Annotated in this window: 17 protein-coding genes and 1 other RNA gene; 10 read left to right on the top strand and 8 right to left on the bottom strand. The window is 55.3% G+C overall.

Annotated features, from left to right (window positions below; genetic code table 11):
• Positions 1 to 23 precede the first annotated feature (23 nt).
• From tdcC to garL, 6 genes are all read right to left on the bottom strand, one after another.
• On the bottom strand, positions 24 to 1,355 hold the full coding sequence (gene tdcC, locus E3U32_RS01900; protein WP_134347446.1) for a threonine/serine transporter TdcC: 1,332 nt from the start codon (positions 1,353 to 1,355) through the stop codon (positions 24 to 26).
• A gap of 9 nt (positions 1,356 to 1,364) precedes the next feature.
• Positions 1,365 to 2,354 (bottom strand): bifunctional threonine ammonia-lyase/L-serine ammonia-lyase TdcB, encoded by a 990-nt coding sequence (tdcB, locus tag E3U32_RS01895; RefSeq protein ID WP_134347445.1) that lies wholly within the window; start codon positions 2,352 to 2,354, stop codon positions 1,365 to 1,367.
• Between the two features lie 101 nt (positions 2,355 to 2,455).
• The gene (tdcA, locus tag E3U32_RS01890; RefSeq protein WP_134347444.1) at positions 2,456 to 3,376 is read right to left on the bottom strand and encodes a transcriptional regulator TdcA; all 921 of its coding nucleotides are present in this window, start codon (positions 3,374 to 3,376) and stop codon (positions 2,456 to 2,458) included.
• 688 nt (positions 3,377 to 4,064) lie between these two features.
• Positions 4,065 to 4,441, bottom strand: an RNA gene (gene rnpB, locus E3U32_RS01885) — RNase P RNA component class A.
• 59 nt (positions 4,442 to 4,500) lie between these two features.
• Complete coding sequence (gene garR, locus E3U32_RS01880; RefSeq protein ID WP_134347443.1) at positions 4,501 to 5,391, bottom strand: 2-hydroxy-3-oxopropionate reductase; 891 nt, start codon at positions 5,389 to 5,391, stop codon at positions 4,501 to 4,503.
• A 20-nt stretch (positions 5,392 to 5,411) separates the two neighbouring features.
• A complete protein-coding gene (garL, locus tag E3U32_RS01875) occupies positions 5,412 to 6,182 on the bottom strand; it encodes a 2-dehydro-3-deoxyglucarate aldolase (protein ID WP_134347442.1) in 771 nt (256 codons plus the stop codon).
• Between the two features lie 374 nt (positions 6,183 to 6,556).
• Here garL and garD point away from each other — a divergent pair, with 374 nt between their 5' ends.
• A complete protein-coding gene (gene garD / locus E3U32_RS01870) occupies positions 6,557 to 8,128 on the top strand; it encodes a galactarate dehydratase (protein WP_134347441.1) in 1,572 nt (523 codons plus the stop codon).
• A gap of 72 nt (positions 8,129 to 8,200) precedes the next feature.
• Here garD and E3U32_RS01865 read toward each other — a convergent pair whose 3' ends face one another.
• Positions 8,201 to 9,004 carry a DeoR family transcriptional regulator gene (locus E3U32_RS01865; protein ID WP_134347440.1) on the bottom strand — a complete coding sequence of 268 codons (804 nt, stop codon included), beginning with the start codon at positions 9,002 to 9,004 and terminating at the stop codon, positions 8,201 to 8,203.
• 239 nt (positions 9,005 to 9,243) lie between these two features.
• On the opposite strand from E3U32_RS01865, the gene kbaZ reads away from it, so the two are divergent.
• The 9 genes from kbaZ (at position 9,244) to E3U32_RS01820 (ending at position 18,472) form a co-directional block, all read left to right on the top strand.
• Positions 9,244 to 10,551, top strand: coding sequence for a tagatose-bisphosphate aldolase subunit KbaZ (gene kbaZ, locus E3U32_RS01860; RefSeq protein WP_134347466.1), 1,308 nt, complete (start codon positions 9,244 to 9,246; stop codon positions 10,549 to 10,551).
• An 18-nt stretch (positions 10,552 to 10,569) separates the two neighbouring features.
• Positions 10,570 to 11,043 (top strand): PTS N-acetylgalactosamine transporter subunit IIB, encoded by a 474-nt coding sequence (gene agaV, locus E3U32_RS01855; RefSeq protein ID WP_134347439.1) that lies wholly within the window; start codon positions 10,570 to 10,572, stop codon positions 11,041 to 11,043.
• Positions 11,044 to 11,053: 10 nt separating this feature from the next.
• The gene (gene agaW, locus E3U32_RS01850; RefSeq protein ID WP_059312192.1) at positions 11,054 to 11,833 is read left to right on the top strand and encodes a PTS N-acetylgalactosamine transporter subunit IIC; all 780 of its coding nucleotides are present in this window, start codon (positions 11,054 to 11,056) and stop codon (positions 11,831 to 11,833) included.
• Positions 11,823 to 12,701: a PTS N-acetylgalactosamine transporter subunit IID gene (gene agaE / locus E3U32_RS01845; RefSeq protein ID WP_134347438.1), complete on the top strand. Its 879-nt coding sequence runs from the start codon at positions 11,823 to 11,825 to the stop codon at positions 12,699 to 12,701. Before agaW ends, agaE begins: the two co-directional genes overlap by 11 nt.
• Positions 12,702 to 12,717: 16 nt before the next feature.
• Complete coding sequence (agaF, locus tag E3U32_RS01840; RefSeq protein ID WP_047347731.1) at positions 12,718 to 13,152, top strand: PTS galactosamine/N-acetylgalactosamine transporter subunit IIA; 435 nt, start codon at positions 12,718 to 12,720, stop codon at positions 13,150 to 13,152.
• The gene (nagA, locus tag E3U32_RS01835) at positions 13,149 to 14,282 is read left to right on the top strand and encodes an N-acetylglucosamine-6-phosphate deacetylase (protein ID WP_134347437.1); all 1,134 of its coding nucleotides are present in this window, start codon (positions 13,149 to 13,151) and stop codon (positions 14,280 to 14,282) included. The genes agaF and nagA overlap by 4 nt, the downstream gene beginning before the upstream one ends.
• A 246-nt stretch (positions 14,283 to 14,528) precedes the next feature.
• Positions 14,529 to 15,677, top strand: coding sequence for an SIS domain-containing protein (locus E3U32_RS01830; protein WP_134347436.1), 1,149 nt, complete (start codon positions 14,529 to 14,531; stop codon positions 15,675 to 15,677).
• A 12-nt stretch (positions 15,678 to 15,689) separates the two neighbouring features.
• Positions 15,690 to 16,562 carry a tagatose-bisphosphate aldolase subunit KbaY gene (kbaY, locus tag E3U32_RS01825; protein WP_013098894.1) on the top strand — a complete coding sequence of 291 codons (873 nt, stop codon included), beginning with the start codon at positions 15,690 to 15,692 and terminating at the stop codon, positions 16,560 to 16,562.
• Positions 16,563 to 16,582: 20 nt separating this feature from the next.
• Positions 16,583 to 18,472, top strand: a complete 1,890-nt coding sequence (locus tag E3U32_RS01820; RefSeq protein WP_134347435.1) for an enterotoxin — start codon at positions 16,583 to 16,585, stop codon at positions 18,470 to 18,472.
• An 18-nt stretch (positions 18,473 to 18,490) separates the two neighbouring features.
• Here E3U32_RS01820 and E3U32_RS01815 read toward each other — a convergent pair whose 3' ends face one another.
• Positions 18,491 to 19,471, bottom strand: coding sequence for a Fic family protein (locus E3U32_RS01815; RefSeq protein WP_134347434.1), 981 nt, complete (start codon positions 19,469 to 19,471; stop codon positions 18,491 to 18,493).
• Positions 19,472 to 19,475 lie beyond the last annotated feature (4 nt).

The raw sequence follows: 19,475 nt of genomic DNA, 5'->3' as shown, positions 1-19,475 counted from the left end.
ACTCCGCTCTTCCTGAGCTTTGGTTAGAACAGTTTGTAAACGATATTCAGAATGGTCAGCAGGCCCACAACCATGACGAAGATGTTCTCCGGTCTGCCTTTATATTTCGCCATGGCCGGCGCTTTGCGGATGGCATACATCGGCAGCAGGCACAGCAGAGAGGCGATGATTGGCGCACCCATCGCTTCGATAAGGTCAAGAATGTTCGGGTTGGCGTACGCAACAACCCAGGTGGAGCCCATGATGAACACCATGCTGATGGTGTTCAGTTTGCCAACAGAGACTTTCTTCTTGTCGCCCTTGTAGCCGAACTTGAGGATCAGACCGTTCAGCCCTTCCAGCGTGCCCAGGTAGTGCCCGAAGAAGGATTTGAAGATAGCCACCAGCGCGATGATGGAGGCACCGTATTCCAGTACCGTCGCGAACGTTGATTTAGTTCCTGACATCGACGCAAAGTGGTTCGCCAGGTATGAGAGCACCGGAATGTTCTGCGCTTTGGCTTCCGCCATGTTCTGCGGAGAGAGCGTAAACAGGCAGCTAAAGGCGAAGAACATCACCACCGCGACCATCAACAGGCTGGCGCGACCGATGATTTTGGAACATTTCTGCTCGGTAAATTCTTTACCGAACTCTGGCTCGTACTCTTCACGCTTGGAGACCACAAACGAGGAGACGATGGGCGAGAAGTTAAAGGAGAAGACCATGATGGAGATCCCCAGCCATACCGTGACCAGGATGCCGTCATGACCGGTGAAGGTGATATCGCTCAGGTTGACCTGGTCGATCACCGCCGAGTTCCAGTAAGGGATCAGCGACAGGGAAATCAGTACCAGGCTGGCAATAAACGGGAACACCAGGAAACTCATCACCTTCACCATCAGGTCTTTACCGAACCAGATAACAAAGGCCATCAGCAGCAGCAGGAACAACGCCACCACGCCGCGGTTCAGCGCAGGCAGCTGGAGCTGGTTTTCCCAGAAGGTCATAAAGGTGTTGGTAATGGTGACGCCGTAAATCCACAGCAGCGGGCAAATGGCGAAGAAGTAGAGGAACGTGATGACCACCCCACCGGTCTTACCAAAGTGCTCTTCTACCGTTTCGGTGATGTTGCCGGAGACGTTGCTACCGGACAGGCACAGACGCGCCAGCGCGCGGTGGCAGTAAAACGCGATCGGGAACGCGAGAACCAGCATCAGCAGGATCGGGATCAAGCCACCAAAGCCTGCGCGAATGGGGAAGAACAGCACGCCTGCGCCAATCGCGGTTCCGAACAGGCCAAGCGTCCAGGTGGTATCAGACTTACGCCAGGAGGACGTTTTTGTCTGGCCAACGATAATGCTTTCTGTGTTGCTCATAGGTCACCTTTATGCGTCAACGAAGCCGGTAATTTGGGAAACGCGGGAGAGATCGATATTGCCGCCGGAAATAATGCAGACGGTTTTACGCCCCTGAATATAGTGGTCTAGCTTGCCGCTTAATAACGCGGCACAGGCCAGCGCGCCGGCGCCTTCCGTCACCACTTTATTTCGCTGAATGAGTGCAATCATGCTGTCGCGAATGTTATCTTCGCTGACCAGCACAATGTCATCGACTAATTCACGAACAATTTCGAACGGTAAATTACCGGGACGAGAAACGTCACAGCCGTCGGCCAGCGTGCCGGTAACGCGATGGCTTGTTATTTCTCCAGCCTGATACGATGCCGCCATGCCGTGAACATTTTCTGACTGCACGCCGATAATATTAATGGTGGGGTTGATGGATTTAATTGCCGTCGCAATCCCGGCAATTAAACCGCCGCCGCCGATAGGCACAATAACGTTATCCACATCGTATAAATCTTCGAGAATCTCCAGCCCGATGGTGCCCTGCCCGGCGATCACTTTGGCGTCATCATAAGGTGGAATAAAAATACGCCCTTCCATCTCGACGATCTCGCTGACTTTGGCGATGGTATCGTTGAAGTTCTCGCCGTGCAGTACCACCTCCGCCGAGTAGTCGCGCGTCGCGGCAACTTTAGACTTCGGTGCGCCCATCGGCATCACGACTTTGCCGTCAATGCCCAGCATGGCGCAGGAGAGGGACACCCCCTGAGCGTGGTTTCCCGCGGAGCAGGCGACGACGCCTTTGCGTTTTTCGGCGTCGGTCAGCGAGCTTAATTTGTTAAACGCACCGCGGATCTTAAACGAACCGGTACGCTGCATGTTCTCAAACTTCAGGAATATTTCGCCCTTACAGCGTTCGCTGAGATAATTCGAGCGTGGCATACCGGTTTTATATATCTTTCCTGCCAGTCGCTTTCTGGCATCCTGAATATCTTCAATCGTTACCGGGAGATCGTAGGTAATATGCATAATATCCTCGTTATAATAATTCATTCTTTTCGGGCAAAGTCAGGGTATCAGCGCGTTAACATGTTAACGCTCTGGGTGTTTTTAAAATGGATACTAATTATTCATCGTCGTCTTTCGATATTCATCGACGAATATTGTTTTGCCAGTTCAACTAATACTGACGCTGATTTTTTAATTCTGTAATTTTTCGACCACACGGCGGCATAACGCGCCACGGGTAATTCATCTTCCACTGGCAGGACAATAAACTGGTCAGAACCGAACGGGGCAATCATGTCGCGGGGAATGACCGTCAGATAATCGGCATTCAGCACAAGGTTATAAATGGTGACGACGGAATCGGTCTGGACGATGTTTTCAATGCTGATGTGGTTGTCTTGCAGGGTGGTCAGAAGTTCTTTGTAGTAGCCCATATCGGTTTGCGGCATCACCCACTGCTCCTGCGTGAGCGATGCCAGTGTCGTCGGGCCGGTGCACGTTCGTGATTTGCTGGCAACCAGCACAAACTCGGACTCAAACAGCGGCTCGACGTGCAGATCCTGCAGCAGCATTTCATCGCTCAGCGTGCCGATGGCGAAATCCAGACGACCATCGCGAATGGCCGGCAGGAAAGATGACAGCTGCGCTTCATACATGGAGACGCGTGCTTTCGGAAACACTTCCTTAAATTTTTTGATCATCTCAGACAGGAAGGTAAAGCCGATCAGCGACGGGTAGCCAAAGGATACGTCCATGACGGTGCTGAAGCTCAGGCTGTTGATTTCGCTCACCATGTTTTTCATTTCACGCGTGATCGACTCCGAGTAGGAGAGCAGTACCTGGCCCGCGGCAGTGAGTTTTACGCCGGTGTTTTTACGCACCATCACTTCCACGCCAAAGTAGGATTCGATATCGCTGATGATTTTGCTGACGGCGGGCTGCGTCAGGCCCAGCTGTCTTGCTGCAGAACCTATGGAGCCACTTTTAATGACTTCCTGAAATACCACGAGGTGCTGTGTTTTCGGTAGAATAATAGTGTTCATAATATTCTGCGCTTATTTCCCTATGACGGGGTGAATTCTACTCAATAATGTTTAAAGGGGTATGTGCTGTTACTCACAATTTCCTTTTCAGTGCCTTTAACCTGCACATCAATAAATCATTAAAAACCTTACCTATCAAGTAATTAGAAGACAATAAATACGCTACAACGCTGATATTGATCAACAAAAATAGCGGTAATAAATTTATTTTATGGCGATAACCCGAGCAAATTTAACTGTGGCAAAAAAATCAATAAAGACGATCTTTCAGGCAATTAAAGGACAATAAATAACCGTTATTTATTTGAAACATTCTTTCAATTTATCAAATTTTTCTGGCGCGAATTTTTAAGCTTCAGGAAAAGAGTGGAATACGTCACACATTCACGGGGCGAATGTTTTTAATTTCAATATGTACATATCAAACGAGTAAAGTTTCACGATCATTAAGGCAACGTTCGCAACAAATTATCAACACTAAAGATTGATGATTTTCTAGCGTGAAATTTCGTGATGTCGATCGTCTATAGATGCCGGATAGACATTGAAGGGGTAAAAACAGTGAAATGTGCTTAATGTCGCAAATATGAGAATTGATGTCGCTTATGCGATTGCCGGGTGACGCTGCGCTTACCCGCCCTGCAATCCTCTGAAAGCAAAAACCCCGCCGAAGCGGGGTTTTTTAAGAAGTTGAAGCTGACCGATAAGCCGGGTTCTGTCGTGGACAGTCATTCATCTAGGCCAGCAATCGCTCACTGGCTCAAGCAGCCTACCCGGGTTCAGTACGGGCCGTACCATGTGAACCCCTATTTGGCCTTGCTCCGGGTGGAGTTTACCGTGCCACGGACTGTTACCAGCCGCGCGGTGCGCTCTTACCGCACCCTTTCACCCTTACCTGATCCCGCTTGCGCGGGCCATCGGCGGTTTGCTCTCTGTTGCACTGGTCGTGGGTTTCCCCCCCAGGCGTTACCTGGCACCCTGCCCTATGGAGCCCGGACTTTCCTCCCCTCCGCCCGTCTCCCCCGAAGGGGACGACGACGAAGCGGCGACTGTCTGGTCAGCTTCGGCGCGCAGTATAGAGGGTTTGCGCGCCGCTGTCACCCTCAGGTGTGGGCAAGACGCGATTAACGCGCGACTTCCACCTTCGCCAGCTTTTCGTAGTAGCACGCAAGCGCGCTGTGGTCGGCCGTGCCCAGGCCATCCGCGCGCAGCGCCTGCATCATCTCCATGACCGCAGCGGTCAGCGGCAGCTGTGCCCCCACGCCGTGAGAGGTATCCAGCGCGTTGGCCAGGTCTTTAATATGCAGGTCGATGCGAAAGCCGGGTTTGAAATTTCTGTCCATGACCATCGGCGCTTTGGCATCCAGCACGGTACTACCCGCCAGACCACCGCGAATCGCCTGATAGACCAGGTCCGGGTTGACGCCCGCTTTGGTAGCCAGCGTCAGCGCTTCCGACATGGCGGCAATGTTTAGCGCCACAATCACCTGGTTTGCCAGCTTGGTCACGTTACCGGCGCCGATGTCCCCGGTATGCACCACGGAGCCCGCCATCGCTTTCATCAGATCGTAGTATTTGTCGAAAACGGCCTTGTCGCCGCCGACCATCACCGACAGCGTGCCGTCGATCGCTTTCGGCTCACCGCCGCTGACCGGCGCGTCCAGCATATCAACACCCTTCGCTTTTAACGCCTCGCTGATTTCACGGCTTGCGAGCGGCGCGATAGAGCTCATATCGATCAGCACCAGGCCAGGCTTCGCACCGTCGATAATGCCGTTCTCACCCAGCGCAACCTCTTTAACATGCGGTGAGTTTGGCAGCATGGTGATGATGACATCGCACTGCTCAGCAATGGCTTTCGCGGTGGTGGCCGCTTCTGCGCCAGCCGCTATCACCTCTGCCACGGCCTGCGGATTGTGATCGGATACCACCAGTGAGTAACCTGCTTTGATGAGGTTCTTACTCATTGGTTTACCCATGATCCCCAGGCCAATAAAACCCACTTTCAGCGTCATAGTTTTTTCCTCAATGATGGTTATTTTTTAAAAGCGTCCGCTAATTTCTGCGTGGCCGAGCGGAATACGCCGAGGTCGCTGCCGACGGCAACAAACGTGGCTCCCCACTCCAGATAGCGGCGGGCATCCGCCTCAACCGGTGCCAGAATGCCGCACGGTTTACCGTGCGCTTTGGCGCGGGCAAAGATGTGCTGAATGGCACGCTGTACGTCCGGGTGACCGGCATTCCCCAGGTGTCCGAACGCGGCCGCCAGATCGCTTGGGCCGACGAAGATACCGTCCACGCCGTCGGTGGCGGCAATTGCATCGACGTTATCGACGCCCTGCTGGCTCTCGATCTGGACCAGGATGGTGATGTTGCTGTTGGACTGCACGAAGTAGTCCGGGACGGTGCCAAACATGTTGGCGCGGTGTGAAACGGAGACGCCGCGGATCCCTTCCGGGGGATAGCGCGTGGAGGCCACGGCCAGCGCCGCCTGCTCTGGCGTTTCCACAAACGGGATCAGGAAATTGTAGAAACCGATATCCAGCAGACGTTTAACGATCACCGGTTCGTTGGTCGGCACGCGCACTACCGGTGCGCTGTGGCTGCCTTTCAGCGCCATCAATTGCGGAATAAAGGTGCTGATATCATTCGGCGCATGCTCGCCGTCCAGCACCAGCCAGTCGAAACCGGCCAGACCCAGCACTTCCGTGCTGATGGGGTTTGCCAGCGCGGACCAGCAGCCAATCTGAATCTGGTGTGCCGCGAGGGCCGCTTTAAACTTATTCGGGAAGATATCGTTATTCATCGCGTTTACCTTTTTAATTCCGCAGCCTTGTTCAATATCATTTTATTTATTCAGACGCAGCGACAGGATTATATTTATTATTCTGAGCTGGTTTGGCGTAATAAAATCGTCATTCAGTATAAGACGCAATCCACGACCGCACATTGTTTTAATGCTCAAGCATTCCGGTACATTTTGATAATATTTTGAGCATATGCACAAAGCACTGGGCGCTAATGCACAGAATCAGGCATTACTGGTTCCGGAGCGATCGGGATCACATTCTCACATCCCATCTGCTGACATGCTTTATTTCTGAAAGCCACGTATTTATTTCTACCATTAGAAAATGGGCTGACTTTATTATCAGACACTTTGCTGGAGAATAGTGAACAATGGCCGACATTGAAATTCGACACGCATCGCCGACGGCGTTCTATATAAAAGTGCATGACACCGATAACGTGGCGATTATTGTCAACGACAATGGCTTAAAAGCAGGAACCCGCTTTCCGGACGGGCTGGAACTGATTGAGCATATTCCGCAGGGACATAAAGTTGCCCTGGTGGATATCCCTGCTAAAAGTGAAATCGTGCGTTATGGCGAAGTCATCGGCTATGCCGTCCGCTTCATTCCGCAGGGGAGCTGGATTGAGGAGTCACTGGTTGAGCTGCCGGAAGCACCGCCGCTGAATACGCTGCCCCTGGCAACCCGCGTGCCGGAGCCGCTTCCTCCGCTGGAAGGCTATACCTTTGAAGGCTATCGCAATGCGGACGGCAGCGTCGGTACCAAAAACCTGCTCGGCATTACCACCAGCGTGCACTGCGTGGCGGGCGTAGTGGATTACGTGGTGAAAATCATCGAGCGCGATCTGCTGCCAAAATACCCGAACGTGGACGGTGTGGTCGGCCTGAACCACCTTTACGGCTGCGGCGTGGCGATTAACGCACCGGCAGCGGTCGTGCCAATTCGTACTATCCACAACATCGCCCTCAACCCGAACTTTGGCGGCGAGGTGATGGTGATCGGTCTGGGGTGCGAAAAGCTCCAGCCCGAGCGCCTGCTGCAGGGCACGGAAGATGTCAAAGCCATCCCTGCGGATGAGGCCAGCATTGTGCGCCTGCAGGACGAACGCCACGTTGGATTCCGTTCAATGGTCGACGATATTCTGCAGGTCGCAGAGCGCCATCTGGACAAACTCAACCGGCGCCAGCGCGAAACGTGTCCGGCGTCGGAACTGGTGGTGGGCACCCAGTGCGGCGGCAGCGATGCATTCTCCGGCGTGACGGCTAACCCGGCTGTGGGCTATGCGTCCGATCTGCTTGTTCGCTGCGGCGCCACGGTAATGTTCTCCGAAGTGACCGAAGTCCGTGACGCCATCCATTTGCTTACGCCACGCGCCGTCAATGAAGAGGTCGGCAAACGCCTGCTTGAGGAGATGGCCTGGTACGATAACTATCTGGATATGGGTAAAACCGACCGCAGCGCCAACCCCTCTCCGGGGAACAAAAAAGGCGGTCTGGCAAACGTGGTGGAAAAAGCCCTCGGCTCCATTGCCAAATCCGGTCAGAGTGCCATTGCCGAAGTGCTCTCTCCCGGCCAGCGTCCGACGAAGCGCGGCCTGATCTACGCGGCAACGCCAGCCAGCGATTTTGTCTGCGGCACGCAGCAGGTGGCATCCGGTATTACGGTGCAGGTCTTCACCACCGGGCGTGGTACGCCGTACGGTCTGATGGCGGTTCCGGTGATTAAAATGGCGACGCGCACCGAGCTGGCAAACCGCTGGTACGACTTAATGGATATCAATGCAGGTACCATCGCCACCGGGGAAGAGAGCATTGAGGAGGTGGGCTGGAAGCTGTTCCACTTCATTCTGGACGTGGCGAGCGGGCGGAAAAAAACTTTCTCGGATCAATGGGGGCTGCATAACCAGCTGGCGGTATTTAACCCGGCACCGGTGACGTGATCGTCACTAACGGCACCATTCCGTTCCCTCTCCCCTGTGGGGAGAGGGTTAGTGTGAGGGGAAAAACCCTCTTTAAACCAACACCACGTCGATCCCGCTTTTACGCAACCCGTCCAGGCTCTCGGCCGGAATGCCTTCGTCGACAATAATCATATCAATCCGTTGCGTATCAATGATTTTATGCAGGCTTGAGCGGTTAAATTTGCTGGAGTCAGTCACCACAATAATACGCTCTGCCACCTCGCACATTTTGCGGTTCAGACGGGCCTCGTCTTCGTTATGCGTACTCACGCCGCGATCGAGATCGATGGCGTCAACGCCCAGGAACAGCAGATCAAAGTGATAATTCTGTAAGGACTGCTCCGCCTGGTCGCCGTAGAAGGATTGCGACTGGCGGCGCAAGTGCCCGCCGGTCATCAGCAGTTCCACGCCTTCCGCCTCCAGCAACGCATTCGCCACGTTCATCCCATTGGTCATGGCAATCACATCCGTGTGCTGACGCAGCATGCGGGCAATTTCAAACGTCGTGGTACCGGAGTCCAGAATAATGCGGTGTCCGGGTTTCACCAGCGCGGCAGCGGCCTGCGCGATACTGCGCTTCACCGCCGTGTTGAGCGAGCTTTTGTCTTCTACAGAAGGCTCAGCGCCCGGCGAATTGCCCTCACAGATGAGCGCGCCACCGTAAGCGCGCACGGCGATACCCTGTTTTTCAAGGAATGCCAGATCGTTGCGGATCGTTACCGTTGATACGCCATATAAATGAGAAAGATCGTTAACCTGTACGCTTCCCTGCGCCCGCAGCCGCTGAATGATTTGCTCTCGCCTTTCACTGGTGCCGGTGATGCGCTTTTCTGCGGATGGATCGGTGCTGCTCATGCGAGCTCCTTAGTAAAAACACTTTCGTTTTATTTCGTTTTGCCTATTAACGCCTTTCTTTTGGGGGAATGCAAGCCCTGAAAACCCGCCTGGCATTCACCTTACCCGCGCTGAAACCTTTCATTCCGTTTCTTTTGTGAAACAGATCGGAAAACTATTATCTTTCGTTTTATTTTTATATCACCATGATGCAGGATTAAATGAAACAAAACGAAAGATAAGTGTCATCACCATCCGACATGGAGAGGAAAGTGAAACATCTGACAGAAATGGTGGAGCAGCATAAACGGGGGAAGACAAACGGAATTTATGCCGTCTGCTCCGCGCATCCGCTGGTACTTGAAGCCGCAATTCGTTACGCCTATTCGCAACAGACACCGCTGCTGATTGAGGCCACCTCAAACCAGGTCGATCAGTTTGGCGGTTACACCGGCATGACGCCTGCCGATTTTCACGGGTTCGTCTGCAAGCTGGCAGGCTCTCTTGGCTTCCCGGCGTCACAGCTGATCCTCGGCGGCGATCACTTAGGGCCAAACCGCTGGCAACATCTGCCCGCACGGGAAGCCATGGCCAATGCCGACGATCTCATTAAAAGCTATGTCGCTGCCGGGTTCAAAAAAATCCACCTCGACTGCAGCATGTCCTGTAAGGGCGACCCGGTTCCCCTGACCGACGCGATTGTCGCCGAACGCGCCGCACGTCTGGCAAACATTGCCGAAGCGACCTGTCGGGAACAGTTTGGTGAATCCGATCTGGTCTACGTTATCGGCACGGAGGTTCCGGTACCGGGTGGAGCGCACGACACGCTCACCGAGCTTGAGGTCACCACGCCAGACGCGGCGCGCGCGACGCTTGAAGCACATCGTCACGCGTTCGAAAAGGAAGGATTAAGCGACATCTGGCCACGCATTATCGGACTGGTGGTACAGCCCGGCGTGGAGTTCGACCACGCACACGTCTGCGACTATCGGCCGGAAAAAGCCATCGCCCTGAGCGAAATGGTGGAAGCCTACGATACGCTGGTTTTTGAAGCGCACTCCACTGACTACCAGACGCCGCAGGCGCTGCGCCAGCTGGTAAAAGATCACTTCGCCATCTTAAAAGTCGGCCCGGCATTGACCTTCGCCCTGCGCGAAGCCCTCTTCTCACTGGCCGCCATTGAAGAGGAGCTGCTGCCAGCGAAGGCCAGCTCTGGCCTGCGCCACGTGCTGGAAAACGTGATGCTCGACCGACCGAAGTACTGGCAAAGCCATTACCACGGTGACGGCAACGCGCGTCGCCTGGCGCGCGGCTACAGCTACTCTGACCGCGTGCGTTATTATTGGCCGGACAACCAGATTGACGAGGCCTTCGCGCGGCTGGTACGCAACCTGGCAAACGACCCTATCCCATTGCCGCTGATCAGCCAGTACCTGCCGCTGCAGTACAGCAAAGTTCGCGAAGGCGCTCTCAAGTCGACGCCTCGGGAACTCATCATCGACCACATTCAGGACATACTCCAGCAATACCACGCCGCCTGCGAAGGCGTAACGACGCAAAACGCATAATAAAAAGAGGAAAGCACTATGCCAAACATTGTCTTATGCCGCATTGATGAACGCCTGATCCACGGTCAGGTGGGCGTGCAGTGGGTAGGGTTTGCGGGGGCAAACCTGGTTCTGGTCGCCAACGATGAGGTGGCTGAGGATCCTGTTCAACAGAACCTGATGGAAATGGTGCTCGCGGAAGGGATAGCCGTGCGTTTCTGGTCATTACAAAAAGTGATCGACAACATTCATCGCGCCGCGGACCGCCAGAAAATTCTGCTGGTCTGTAAATCTCCCGCCGATTTTCTGCAGCTGGTCAAGGGCGGCGTGCCCATCACCCGTATCAACGTAGGAAACATGCACTACGCCAGTGGCAAACAACAAATTGCCAAAACGGTCTCCGTCGACGCGAACGATATTGCCGCGTTCAATGGCCTGAAAACGGCCGGGGTGGAATGCTTTGTTCAGGGCGTTCCGACAGAAACTGCTTTGGATCTCTTTAAACTGCTCTGAGGGATTCACAATGGAAATCAGTCTGTTGCAGGCATTCGCGCTGGGGCTTCTCGCCTTTATCGCGGGTCTGGATATGTTTAACGGGTTAACCCACATGCACCGGCCGGTCGTTCTCGGGCCGCTGGTTGGCCTGATTCTTGGCGATCTGCACACCGGGATTTTGACCGGCGGGACGTTAGAACTGGTCTGGATGGGCCTGGCGCCGCTCGCGGGCGCACAACCGCCAAACGTCATTATCGGCACGATTGTGGGTACCGCATTTGCCATTAGCACAGGCGTGAAGCCAGAAGTTGCCGTCGGGGTCGCCGTGCCGTTTGCTGTCGCGGTACAGATGGGGATTACGTTCCTCTTCTCCGTGATGTCCGGCGTGATGTCCCGCTGCGATCGCATGGCGGCCAATGCTGATACCAACGGCATTGAACGGGTTAACTATCTGGCCCTGCTGGCGCTCGGCATCTTCTATTTCTTGTGCGCGTTTCTGCCCATCTATTTCGGTGCGGAGCACGCGAAAACCGCCATTGACGTTCTACCGGCGCGTCTGATTGACGGCCTCGGCGTCGCGGGCGGCATCATGCCCGCTATCGGCTTCGCCGTGCTGCTGAAGATCATGATGAAAAACGTCTACATCCCTTACTTCATTATCGGTTTTGTCGCCGCAGCCTGGCTCAAGCTTCCAGTCCTGGCGATTGCGGCCGCCGCGCTGGCCATGGCGCTGATCGACCTGATGCGTAAATCACCTGAACCGACGGCTCCAGCGGCCCAGAAAGAGGAATTCGAAGATGGCATCTAATCAAACAACGTTACCGGGCGTGTCTGAAACTGAAGAGACCCTGCTGACCGGCGTCAACGAAAACGTCTACGAAGACCAAAACATAGGTGCCGAGCTGACGAAAAAGGATATTAACCGCGTCGCCTGGCGTTCAATGCTGCTGCAGGCCTCGTTCAACTATGAACGTATGCAGGCCTCCGGCTGGCTGTACGGGTTGCTGCCTGCGCTGAAAAAGATCCACACCAACAAGCGGGACCTGGCGCGGGCGATGAAAGGCCATATGGGCTTCTTTAATACCCACCCGTTCCTCGTGACCTTTGTTATCGGCATTATTCTGGCGATGGAGCGCTCCAAACAGGATGTGAACAGCATCCAGAGCACCAAAATTGCCGTCGGTGCGCCGCTCGGCGGCATTGGTGACGCCATGTTCTGGCTTACCCTTCTGCCGATCTGCGGCGGTATTGGTGCCAGCCTGGCGCTGCAAGGATCAATTCTGGGCGCGGTGGTCTTTATCGTGCTGTTTAACGTTGTGCACCTCGGCCTGCGTTTTGGTCTGGCGCACTACGCTTACCGGATGGGCGTTGCGGCCATTCCTCTGATCAAAGCCAACACCAAAAAGGTCGGCCATGCGGCCTCCATCGTCGGGATGACGGTGATCGGCGCGCTGGTGGCAACCTATGTCCGTCTCAATACCACGCTCGAAATCAAAGCCGGGGATGCGGTCGTCAAACTGCAGGCCGACGTTATCGACAAGCTGATGCCCGCGTTTCTGCCGCTGGTTTACACCCTGACCATGTTCTGGCTGGTGCGCCGTGGCTGGAGCCCGCTGCGGCTGATTGGTATCACCGTGGTGCTGGGCGTTGTCGGCAAATTCTGTCACTTCCTGTAAAAGCAAAGAGGTTGCGATGTTAGGCATTATTTTGACGGGTCACGGCGGTTTTGCCAGTGGGCTTGAGCAGGCAATGAAGCAGATCCTCGGCGAGCAGCCGCAGTTTATCGCCATCGATTTTCCTGAAACGTCCACCACGGCGCGGCTGACCGCTCAGCTTGAGCAGGCGGTGAGCGAACTCGACGCCCGGCACGATATTGTGTTTCTCACCGATTTGCTGGGCGGCACGCCGTTTCGCGTGGCCTCAACGCTCGCGATGCAAAGACCGGGCAGCGAAGTGATCACCGGCACCAACCTGCAGCTCCTGCTGGAGATGGTGCTGGAGCGCGACGGATTAACCAGCGAAGCGTTTCGTCTGCAGGCGCTGGAGTGCGGCCACCGCGGCCTGACGAGCCTGGTGGATGAGCTTGGCCGCTGCCGCGAGGAAGCGCCCGCTGAGGAAGGGATATGAGCCAGCTGCTGCGCGCACGACGGGTGCTCACCGAACAGGGCTGGCTGGATGACCACCAGCTTCGTATTGAAAACGGCGTTATCGCGGCGATTGAGCCTATCCCCACGGGCGTTCACGCCCGCGATGCCGATAAGCTCTGTCCGGCATACATAGATATTCACGTGCATGGTGGCATGGGCGTGGATGTGATGGATGACGCACCCGATACGCTGGACGTTTTAGCCATCCATAAAGCGCGTGAAGGGGTGGGGGCATTTTTGCCCACCACCGTCACCGCACCGCTGGAGCTCATTCACGGCACCCTCACGCGCATCGCCCGACGCTGTCGGTCGGGCGGCCCCGGCGCGCAGATTCTGGGCAGCTACCTGGAAGGCCCGTACTTCACCCCGCAGAACAAAGGGGCACACCCGTCGGCGCTGTTTCGGGAGCTGGATATTGCCGAGCTGGACGAGCTGATTACGCTCTCGAACAACACGCTCAAGGTAGTGGCGCTGGCACCGGAAAAACCCGGCGCGTTACAGGCTATCCGCCACCTTAAGCAGCGGGGTTTACGTGTGATGCTTGGCCACAGTGCCGCCACGTATGAGCAAACCCTCGCCGCCTTTGACGCCGGCGCTGACGGGCTGGTGCACTGCTATAACGGCATGACGGGGCTGCATCACAGAGGGCCCGGCATGGTCGGCGCGGGGCTGACGGACAAACGGGCATGGCTGGAGCTTATCGCCGACGGCCACCATGTTCATCCTGGAGCCCTGCGTTTATGCAGTTGCTGTGCGAAAGAGAGGGTGGTGCTGATTACCGATGCCATGCAGGCGGCAGGTATGCCGGATGGGCGGTATACGCTCTGTGGCGAAGAGGTCACGATGCACCACAGCGTGGTGAAAACCGCCTCCGGCGGACTCGCGGGCAGCACGCTGTCGCTGGATGCCGCAGTCAGGAATATGGTGGAGCACGCGGGCGTCACCGCTGAAGACGCTATTCATATGGCCTCGCTGCACCCTGCCCGCCTGCTGGGCATCGATCGTCAGCTCGGATCCTTAACGCCAGGGAAACGCGCCAATATGATTGCGCTGGACGGTGGTTTACACCTTCAGCAGATCTGGATTCAGGGCCAGGCTCTCCCCCTTTAGCCCTTTCATTGTGTCTCCTTTTGGCTTTACGGCCTGAAACCGTAAGGCCTTTCTTTTCCTTTCCTTAAATTTTCCCTTTCCTTTCACGATCACACTTTTCGTTTTATTTCTTTTCTTTCATTGAACTTTCGATTTCTTTTCTATAGATTTTATTTAACTGCTTAAGTGAACAAGTGAAACGAAACGAAAGATAGCGACACGTTTGCCAGCGTCTGATGTGGAATTCACACGACTAAGGACTGAGTTATGCCACAAATCACCCCCGCCGCCACAACCGGCACCTGGACCGAAGAAGAGATCCGCCAGCAGCCTGCCAGCTGGATCCGCTCGCTCAACAACATCGATAATCTGCGTTCCTCGATTGACGGTTTCCTGACGCCGCTGCTGCGCAAGCGCGATCTGCGGATCGTGCTGACCGGCGCGGGCACGTCCGCGTTTATTGGCGATATCATTGCGCCATGGCTTGCGAGCCACACCGGGAAAAACATCTCCGCCGTACCGACAACCGATCTGGTCACGAACCCGATGGATTACTTCAGCCCGACGCATCCGCTGCTGCTGGTTTCGTTTGCCCGCTCCGGTAACAGCCCGGAGAGCGTGGCTGCGGTAGAGCTGGCCAATCAGTTCGTGCCGGAGTGCTACCACCTGTCGATCACCTGTAACGAGGCGGGCAGCCTGTATCAGAATGCTGTCGACAGCGATAACGCTTATGCCCTGCTGATGCCTGCCGAAACGCACGATCGCGGCTTCGCGATGACCAGCAGTATCACCACCATGATGGCGAGCTGCCTGGCGGTATTCGCGCCAGAGACGATCGGCAGCCACACCTTCCGCGACGTGGCCGATCGCTGTCAGGCGATCCTCAACTCACTCGGTGATTTCCGCCACGGCGTCTTTGGCAACGAACCGTGGAAAAGGATCGTCTACCTGGGAAGCGGTGGCCTGCAGGGCGCGGCGCGCGAATCGGCGCTGAAGGTGCTGGAACTGACGGCGGGCAAGCTGGCGGCGTTCTACGAGTCCCCAACAGGCTTCCGCCACGGACCTAAATCGCTGGTGGATAGCGAAACGCTGGTGGTGGTGTTTGTCTCCAGCCATCCGTATACGCGTCAGTACGATCTCGATCTGCTGGCCGAACTGCGCCGCGAACGTCAGGCCCTGCGCGTCGTCGCCATCGCTGCAGAAAACGATCCGGTTATTGAAGCGGGTCCGCACATCCTGCTGCCGCCTTCCCGCCCGTTTATCGATATGGAACAGGCGTTCTGCTTCCTGATGTACGCCCAGGTCTTTGCGCTGTCCCAGTCCCTCAGCGTGGGCAATACGCCCGATACACCATCTGCCAGCGGCACGGTCAACCGTGTGGTGCAGGGCGTTGTTATTCATCCGTGGCAGGCTTAAGAGGATCGCACTATGAGCATTATCTCAACGAAATATCTTCTGCAGGATGCGCAGGCAAAAGGCTACGCGGTGCCGGCGTTCAACATCCACAACGCCGAGACGATCCAGGCGATCCTCGAAGTGTGTAGCGAAATGCGATCGCCGGTGATCCTCGCGGGCACGCCGGGCACGTTTAAGCACATTGCGCTGGAAGAGATCTACGCTCTGTGCAGCGCGTACTCGCTAACCTACGACATGCCGCTGGCGCTGCATCTCGATCACCACGAATCCCTCGACGATATTCGTCGCAAGGTCAACGCTGGCGTGCGTAGCGCGATGATCGACGGCAGCCACTACCCGTTCGAACAAAACGTGAAGCTGGTGAAATCGGTCGTCGATTTTTGCCACCTCAACGACTGCAGCGTCGAGGCCGAGCTGGGGCGTCTTGGCGGCGTGGAAGATGACATGAGCGTCGACGCCGAAAGCGCGTTTCTCACCGACCCGCAGGAAGCGAAACGCTTTGTCGAGCTGACCGGCGTCGATAGCCTCGCCGTCGCCATCGGCACCGCACATGGTCTGTACACCAAACGCCCGAAAATCGACTTCCAGCGGCTGGCCGAGATCCGCGAAGTGGTCACCGTGCCGCTGGTGCTGCACGGCGCGAGCGATGTGCCGGATGAGGATGTTCGCCGCACCATCGCGCTGGGCGTGTGCAAAGTCAACGTGGCTACCGAGCTGAAAATCGCCTTCTCTGACGCGGTTAAAGCCTGGTTTGCCGAAAACCCGCAGGGTAACGATCCGCGCTTCTATATGCGGGTCGGTATGGACGCCATGAAAGAGGTGGTCAGAAGCAAAATTACCGTTTGCGGCTCGGCAAACCGCTTGCTGCTTCCGGCAGAAGCCTGATTAAAAAGGAGCTTACCCTGATGAAAAAAATCCTCGCACTCTCAGTGCTGGCCCTGTGCGTTTCTCATAGTGCGGTGGCCGCGAACTACACGCTCAGTAACGACAATATTGCCCTGTCATTTGATGATGCAAACTCAACGGTAGTGGTTAAGGACAGCAAAGCTAACCATCCGCTCACGCCGCAGGAGCTGTTCTTTCTGACGCTGCCGGACGAGACTAAAATCCACACGGCAGATTTTAAAATCAAGCATGTCGAAAAGCAGGACAGCGGGATTGTCATTGATTTCACCCATCCGGAATTTAACGTGACGGTGAAGCTGAACCTGGTGAAGGGCAAATACGCCAGCATCGACTACACCATAGCCGCCGTTGGGCAGCCCCGGGATGTGGCTAAAATCACCTTCTTCCCGACCAAAAAGCAGGCTCAGGCTCCTTACGTCGACGGGGCAATTAACAGTTCGCCGATCGTCGCAGACTCGTTCTTTATTCTGCCGGATAAACCCATCGTTAACACTTACGCCTATGAAGCGACGACCAACCTCAACGTTGAGCTGAAAACCCCTATTCAACCGGCAACCCCGGTCAGCTACACCACATACTTTGGTACCTTCCCGGAGACCAGCCAGCTGCGACGTAGCGTAAACCAGTTTATTGATGCCGTCCGTCCGCGTCCGTATAAGCCTTATTTACACTACAACAGCTGGATGGATATCGGCTTCTTTACCCCGTACTCCGAGCAGGACGTGCTGGGGCGGATGGATGAATGGAATAAGGAGTTCATCACCGGGCGCGGCGTGGCGCTGGATGCGTTCCTGCTTGACGATGGCTGGGATGACCTGACCGGGCGCTGGCTGTTTGGCCCGGCTTTCAGCAAGGGTTTTGGCAAGGTACGGGAGAAAGCTGACAGCCTGCACAGCTCCGTCGGCCTGTGGCTCTCGCCGTGGGGCGGATATAACAAACCGCGCGATACTCGCGTCTCGCATGCAAAAGAGTACGGTTTCGAAACGGTAGACGGGAAGCTGGCGCTGTCAGGCCCGAACTATTTTAAAAACTTTAACGAGCAGATCGTTAAGCTTATCAAAAACGAGCACATCACCTCGTTCAAGCTCGACGGGATGGGTAATGCCAATTCGCATATTAAGGGCAGCCCGTTCGCCTCGGATTTTGACGCCTCTATCGCTCTGCTGCATAACATGCGCAGCGCCAATCCGAATCTGTTTATTAACCTGACGACCGGTACCAACGCCAGCCCATCCTGGCTGTTCTACGCCGATTCCATCTGGCGTCAGGGAGATGATATCAACCTGTACGGCCCCGGCACGCCGGTGCAGCAGTGGATGACCTACCGCGATGCGGAAACGTATCGCTCCATAGTGCGTAAAGGTCCGCTGTTCCCGCTGAACTCCCTGATGTATCACGGGATCGTCAGCGCGGAGAATGCGTATTACGGTCTGGAGAAGGTGCAAACGGACAGCGATTTTGCCGACCAGGTCTGGAGCTACTTCGCCACAGGCACCCAGTTGCAGGAGCTGTATATCACCCCATCCATGCTCAACAAGGCGAAGTGGGATACCCTGGCACAGGCCGCGAAGTGGTCCCGGGATAACGCCAGCGTGCTGGTGGATACCCACTGGATTGGCGGTGACCCGACGGCATTGCAGGTTTACGGCTGGGCATCCTGGAGCAAGGACAAAGCGATTATCGGCTTGCGTAACCCGTCGGATAAGCCACAAAGCTACTATCTGGATCTGGCAAGAGACTTTGAGATCCCGACAGACGGCACGACACAATTTGGTTTGAAGGCGGTGTACGGCAATAACGATAGCGTACCGGAGGCGTATAAAAACGCGGTGGTGATTACCCTGAAGCCCCTGGAAACGCTGGTGTTTGAGGCATTACCAGGAAAATAAAAGTGTTCAGCTGGCAGGTTAAGCCATGACCTGCCAGCTTCCTCCTTTCCTTGCCCCCAGGCGTTTTAATTTACCTTTTGTTTGCAAAGAACGGAGATATCGTTCCGCGGTGCGGGAAGTCACGCCCAATACAGATGCTAGCATTACCGCAGTCATTTGTGGTTGAACGGTAAGAAGCTCAAGAATAGCATTTTCCTTTTCCGACATTTCTTCCGACATTTTTTCCGACATTACGGACGACATCCCTATGCCTTCCCGCAAAGCTTCGGCCATATTTTGCAGCATAAACTCCACGAATGCCGTGCAATCACTGGCCCGATCGCATTGTCCTAAAATCTGGTAATAGCGCGTTTGCTGGAAGTGAATGAGAGTCTCAACGGGCAGCCATGCAAGTTCTGCACGCCATTGGCTTAAGATCAACGTTTGCCACAGCCGCCCCATGCGGCCATTTCCATCTGAAAAAGGATGGATGAATTCAAACTCGTAATGAAATACCGAGCTGGCAATCAGAGGGTGAAGATCGGTTTGCTTAAGCCAGGCAAGAAGATCGTCGATAAGACGGTTCATCTGCGAGGCTGGCGGAGCCATGTGGACTAACTGGTTCCCACGGTATATCCCTACATCCCCATGCCGAAGCTTGCCAGGATTATTGACCAGACCAGTCATGAGTAACCGGTGTGCACTGAGTAAGTCTTTAAGCTTCCAGGGCTTCCATTCGGGCAATTTTTCATAAGCAAGAATCGCGTTACGTACTTCCTGAATATCTTTTTCAGGTGCGAGCACGCGCTTACCCTCCATGATTGCCGTCACTTGCCCGGTCGTCAGAGAGTTATGCTCGATGGCCAGAGAAGCCTGGATTGTGCGGATTCGGTTCTCTTTGCGCAGTAGCGGAGAGGTTCTTCCTGAATGTGCCGCCCAGTGCCCTAATAGCTCACCAATCTCAACAACCTGATTGAGAATCGATGGTGTGATGGTAAAAGGGGGCTGATAGCGGCTCATCTGG

The organism is Lelliottia nimipressuralis, from assembly GCF_004402045.1.
Classification (GTDB): domain Bacteria; phylum Pseudomonadota; class Gammaproteobacteria; order Enterobacterales; family Enterobacteriaceae; genus Enterobacter; species Enterobacter chinensis.
The sequence above is the reverse complement of the archived record's forward strand: the minus strand, read 5'-3'. Positions and strand labels throughout refer to the sequence as shown.

Bases quoted from the DNA above. Each gene is read 5' to 3' on its own strand.
- garD (WP_134347441.1), top strand. From the start codon at position 6,557: ATGGCCGACATTGAAATTCGACACGCATCGCCGACGGCGTTCTATATA.
- garL (WP_134347442.1), bottom strand. From the start codon at position 6,182: ATGAATAACGATATCTTCCCGAATAAGTTTAAAGCGGCCCTCGCGGCA.
- E3U32_RS01830 (WP_134347436.1), top strand. From the start codon at position 14,529: ATGCCACAAATCACCCCCGCCGCCACAACCGGCACCTGGACCGAAGAA.
- agaV (WP_134347439.1), top strand. From the start codon at position 10,570: ATGCCAAACATTGTCTTATGCCGCATTGATGAACGCCTGATCCACGGT.
- tdcC (WP_134347446.1), bottom strand. From the start codon at position 1,355: ATGAGCAACACAGAAAGCATTATCGTTGGCCAGACAAAAACGTCCTCC.
- E3U32_RS01820 (WP_134347435.1), top strand. From the start codon at position 16,583: ATGAAAAAAATCCTCGCACTCTCAGTGCTGGCCCTGTGCGTTTCTCAT.
- E3U32_RS01815 (WP_134347434.1), bottom strand. From the start codon at position 19,471: ATGAGCCGCTATCAGCCCCCTTTTACCATCACACCATCGATTCTCAAT.
- agaW (WP_059312192.1), top strand. From the start codon at position 11,054: ATGGAAATCAGTCTGTTGCAGGCATTCGCGCTGGGGCTTCTCGCCTTT.
- tdcA (WP_134347444.1), bottom strand. From the start codon at position 3,376: ATGAACACTATTATTCTACCGAAAACACAGCACCTCGTGGTATTTCAG.
- agaE (WP_134347438.1), top strand. From the start codon at position 11,823: ATGGCATCTAATCAAACAACGTTACCGGGCGTGTCTGAAACTGAAGAG.
- tdcB (WP_134347445.1), bottom strand. From the start codon at position 2,354: ATGCATATTACCTACGATCTCCCGGTAACGATTGAAGATATTCAGGAT.
- nagA (WP_134347437.1), top strand. From the start codon at position 13,149: ATGAGCCAGCTGCTGCGCGCACGACGGGTGCTCACCGAACAGGGCTGG.
- agaF (WP_047347731.1), top strand. From the start codon at position 12,718: ATGTTAGGCATTATTTTGACGGGTCACGGCGGTTTTGCCAGTGGGCTT.
- garR (WP_134347443.1), bottom strand. From the start codon at position 5,391: ATGACGCTGAAAGTGGGTTTTATTGGCCTGGGGATCATGGGTAAACCA.
- E3U32_RS01865 (WP_134347440.1), bottom strand. From the start codon at position 9,004: ATGAGCAGCACCGATCCATCCGCAGAAAAGCGCATCACCGGCACCAGT.
- kbaZ (WP_134347466.1), top strand. From the start codon at position 9,244: ATGGAGAGGAAAGTGAAACATCTGACAGAAATGGTGGAGCAGCATAAA.
- kbaY (WP_013098894.1), top strand. From the start codon at position 15,690: ATGAGCATTATCTCAACGAAATATCTTCTGCAGGATGCGCAGGCAAAA.